Raw genomic sequence first — 4,721 nt, forward strand, 5'->3', positions numbered from 1 at the left:
GTGTCGGAAGGGAATTGGCGAAGGCCTATAGTCAAGTCTTGTACAGGGAAAGCGAATGATTACCCTCAGAACGCGCCGAACTGCTGTCCCGGCGGCCCAGGTTTTCCTAGCCGCGGTTCTGGCAGTCATTGTTGCCGTGACACTTTGGTGGGGATTCGTACGGGAGCACGCGCTGTTGGGCCCGCCAGGCATCCGGGTCGAAGCCGACTTCACTAACACGCCCGACGGTCCAGCACCCCGCCGCTTCGACGGCGGACAACCGGCGACCACCGTGGCCAGCCCCGACGATGCCGGCGACCGACTCCGAATTGAGCACGGCCGGTTGACCTACCGACCGACGACCCAGGGCAGCGCCGGCGCATTCTTCAGTTCACCCGATCTCGGTTCCTCGGTAAAGGGCATCGGTGCGCGATTCGTCTTCCGGCCGGGATCGGGCACGCTGGGTGCAGTCACACTCGTCGTCTCGCGGGGCATCGACCATGGCGTTCCGCCGATGACCAGGCCGTTGGCGATCAACTTCGTCGTGACCTCGATCAACTGGAACCTCGCCGTCTCACGTGACGACATCTCACCTCTGGAGGTCATCGCGGCCAATAGCTTCAAACGGCCGCTCAATGCCGACGGAGTAACCGCCTACGATGTCCGCTTGACGATCGACGGTGACCAGGTGACCGTGGATCTTCCTGGGACACATCAGGTTGTGACCGATCCGCGTATTTCGGAGTGGCAGGGAAGCTTTGCCACCTTCGAACTCTTCTCTAACCACGGCGCCACCGATTCGATCGGGGCTTTCGAGAAGATCTGGGCAACGGGAAACAGGGACTGAGCCATGCCAACAGGTTTGTCGATCAGCAAGGTCCGCGCCATTTGCGGTGCTGTCGACCAGGTGTTCTCCAGTCTGAGTAATGGCCTGATCATCTACGCCGTTGCGGTGGTTACGGCCAGCCAGAACTTCGGCCAGATCGCGCTGCTGCTGACGCTGCTGGCGGCCGCCATCGGTGTACTGCGCGGCGCTTTGGGCACGCCGCTGTTGCTCACGGCGGGGCGCGCCGCATCCGACATCAGACGGGAGGGCTCCTTCGCGATCACCAGTGCACTGTTGGTCAGTCCCGCCGTGGGGGCTGTCATGTGGATGGTCGCGGGTTCGGGCATCCGTCTGCCCGCGTTGTTGATCATCGTTGCGACGCCGATCGTGCTGATCGAAGACGTGCTCAGATACGTCGCGATCGCGGAAGGCCGCGCACATGTCGCGGCGTTCTGGGACGGCCTGTGGTTCGTCGGTTCCGCCGCGCTGCTCGGTGCAACCTGGTTGCACTTACCGGTGGCGACGACGGCTTACCTTCTCGAGGGCTGGACCGCGCTCGCCTTCGGCGCACTGCTCGGAATGCTTATGGCCGTTCGTATAGTCCCGCGCATCAAGGGCTACCGGGCCTGGATTTCCGATGGCTGGCAGCATCGGGCCCGGTACGGCACCGACTCCGGTCTGGAGCAAATGACCGTGTTTGCAGTGCTGCTCTTCACCTCGGTCATCTTGAACCCGGGGATTGCCGCCGCGCTACGCGGTGCAACGGCACTGCTGGCACCCGTTGCCATCGCGGTGGGCGCCCTTCCGTTGGCGGTGATACCCGAGAGCAGACGCCAGAATATGACACCGCCACAGGTGTGGAAGTCTTTGACCCGAATCACCTTGGTCACCCGCTCCGGATCTCTCCTGCTCGGTCTCGGCCTGTTTTTTGTTCCCCTGCACATCGGCAAACTGGTCCTCGGCCGCACGTTCGAAGCGACGCAAACGATCATTCCGATCATCGCGTTCGAGTTCGCGTTGGCCGCGTGGTCCGTCGCGGTCACAATTTTTCTGCGCACCTTCAACCGGAGCGCCGATACGTTGAACCTCAAGATCTACTACGTGCTGGTGATGCTGGTGACGGTGCCCAGCGCCGGGCTGGTGTTCCGCACCGCTGAGGGCGTCGCGGCCGGTATCGCGACCGCGATGACGTTCTACGTGGTGCTGGCACTGCTCCGAGTGAAGCCATGGGTCGATCCGGCGGCCCGCTACGCACCCGAACGTACGCAGCTGGATTCATCGCGCGTCAGTACATCGAACACTGCGGTCATTGACCGTCTCGATGTCGGCTCACCCATGCCGTTACCACTCGCGACGAGGCTACGCCTGCACGCGAAGACGCAGACCGGCGACGCGCTTGTTACGGTGTGGGTCTTCGCCGCGATGGCAGTGTTCGGGCCCGCCGCGATCATCACCTTCACCAGTAACCCGCCGAACTCCTACTGGCTGTGGACATTACCGGCGACGGTGATGTGCGCCGCACGATTCGCCTGGCTGATGGGCAGTGGTGAGCGCCGCCTGTTCGAGGTGATGTTCTGGTCCTACACCTATATGTTTCTCTGCCTGGCGCCCTTGGCCCAGCTTCGCGAGAACGAGTGGCCCGGGACCGTCCCGAGGATGGACAACACGTTCATCGCTGCAGGTGCGCTGATCGTCATTGTCGGATGCTGCACATTCCTGGCAGGCGCAGGGTTGGACAACGTCACCTCGATGCGGCGGACTTTTCGGGCGGTGAAGCGTGCGCCCGAGATCGCCACCCGGTTGTTGAGCGTCAATTACTCACGCACGGTGGTGCTTTGCGTGTTCGCCGTCCTATTGAATCTCTACTACCTGTCGAACACGGGCTGGCTGCAGTTCATGCACAGCCGATACGAAGCCCAAGACATCGGAATCGCCGTTTTCCCGACCGAGAGCGTGGGCGTGGTCCTGCGGGCATGTAGTTCCATGGCTCTGCTGGTGGCGTTCATCGCCCTGGTTCGCTTCCGCAACGAAGCCAAGATTGCACGTCACTTAGGTCAGGATGTCTCCGCAAGAGTCCTGCGCAGCAACACCGTGCTCCTCTGGGTCATCGGAATTCTGCTAGCCGACAACATGAATCCAATCTCGAATGCTCGCTACCAATCTGGAACCGTAATGCTGGCGGTCGCTACCGCCTATGGACTGTTCGCGACGGTCCGACGCTTCCGCCTTACGTCGTTGGGGTTTTTGGCCGCTTTGCTTGTTGTGTTCCCGCTCGCCGACGCATTCCGAGTCAGCCAGCAGGCCGAATTGAAGGCGAGCAACCCCATCCAGTCGCTGATGTCAGACGACTACGACTCGTTCGCACAACTCATGAACGGATACCTGATCGCCGCGCGGGATGGAATCGTTCCCGGCAGGCAGTTCTACGGTGTGCTGCTCTGGTGGGTGCCGCGGGGTATGTGGTCCGATAAGCCGGTCGACACAGGCATTTTCATCGCGAACATGCGCGGGTATGGCTTCACCAACTTGTCCGCGCCCCTGTGGGTCGAGCTCTTCCTGAATGGTGGCTGGCTGGTGCTCGCTGTCGCGATGTTCGCCCTGGGCTTCGGCCTGCATCGTTGGGACACCGGTCTGCACTCTCAATTCGAGAGCCACCACATGCCAAGCGTGCTCGGCTGCATTCTGCCGTTCTACATGCTGATCCTGCTGCGCGGGTCGCTCCTACAGGCCGCTTCCTTCTTGTTCTTCATCCTGGTATTCGCAGCGTTCGTGCGACAGTCAGATCCTAAGGCTCGACTCGATGTGCACGCCGTTCAGCCCGCAAGGGCCGCCCGGGAAATGGGTCGTCAAAGGATGAAATATGTCAGCGCGTAACGGATTACCCGGCTCCCGTCGGCTGATCCTGACGGCTGTCGTCGCGGCATTGGCGTTGACGGTTGGCGGCCTGGCGTACGCTGGGCTGCCCAGCGGCGCGGGCAGCGCTGCCGCGCCGCGCGTTGTCGTGCCCTCGCCGTCGACGATGTTCGACCACCAACCTGCACTGCTAGTGGTCGGCGATTCCTACGCCGCCGCCTACCCCGATTTAGTGGCCGACAAATTAGGCTGGAGTCTGTCCGCCGACGTCCAAGACGGCACCGGCTTCGTTTCTCACACCGACACCCCAACGCCCGTGCATGCGCCGTTCATCGATCGGCTCGAACGTGACGTTTCTACGTATCATGCTGATTACGTTCTCATCGATGGCGGCCGAAATGACCTGAGTGCCCCGTCGGAGCAGGTGCTGGCGGCGGCGGACCAGTACATCAACGACGTGCATGCGCGCTGGCCGCAGGCCAAGATCATCGTCGTCCTCCCCAACTTCGCTGCATCCGACGATTCGGCGAACTACCCCGCCCTGGCGGACGGACTCCGTCGCAGCGCCGACGCCATTGGGGCCTACGTGATCGACCCGGTGGCGCAGCGCTGGTACACCGACGTCGAAGCGAAATTCCTTCTCGCGCAAGATGGCCGACACCTCAACTTCAACGGCGACACCTATTACGCCGACAAGATCATCGTGAACTTGAACCAAATGTTCGATCACAAACCAACGCTGCTTGTGGTTGGCGACTCTTTCGCCGGCGGAACAGGCGACCCGAGCTTCCCGACCTATCCGAATTTGGTTGCCCGCAAGGAAGGTTGGAACCTCGGCCTGGATGCTGAAGGCGGCACCGGCTTTCTTCACCGCGTGGACAACGCTTCACCGCCTGGTGTGCCGTTCATGGAGCGCCTCGCTGGCGACGCGGCGATCTATCACTATCGCGTAGACTACGTGCTGATCGATGGTGGCCGAAATGACCTCGGCGATCCACCGGCACCGGTGCTGTCCGCGGCCGATGAGTACATCAAGAAAGTTCGTTCGGTCTGGCCGAACGCC

At 62.0% G+C, this 4,721-nt stretch carries 3 protein-coding genes; all 3 read left to right on the plus strand.

Annotated features, from left to right (window positions below; all coding sequences use genetic code 11):
• The first annotated feature begins 55 nt into the window (after window positions 1-55).
• The gene (locus AC2VOU_RS01480) at window positions 56-826 is read left to right on the plus strand and encodes a hypothetical protein (protein ID WP_486955755.1); all 771 of its coding nucleotides are present in this window, start codon (window positions 56-58) and stop codon (window positions 824-826) included.
• Between the two features lie 3 nt (window positions 827-829).
• Window positions 830-3,679 carry an MATE family efflux transporter gene (locus AC2VOU_RS01485; protein ID WP_486955756.1) on the plus strand — a complete coding sequence of 950 codons (2,850 nt, stop codon included), beginning with the start codon at window positions 830-832 and terminating at the stop codon, window positions 3,677-3,679.
• Between the two features lie 145 nt (window positions 3,680-3,824).
• The coding region (locus AC2VOU_RS01490) for an SGNH/GDSL hydrolase family protein (protein ID WP_486955757.1) at window positions 3,825-4,721 on the plus strand (897 nt) is incomplete at its 3' end.

The sequence above is a fragment of the Mycobacterium sp. TH-M25 genome (assembly GCF_057473665.1).

Excerpts from the sequence above, each read along its gene's own strand:
- AC2VOU_RS01485 (WP_486955756.1), top strand. The coding sequence starts at position 830 with ATGCCAACAGGTTTGTCGATCAGCAAGGTCCGCGCCATTTGCGGTGCT.
- AC2VOU_RS01480 (WP_486955755.1), top strand. The coding sequence starts at position 56 with ATGATTACCCTCAGAACGCGCCGAACTGCTGTCCCGGCGGCCCAGGTT.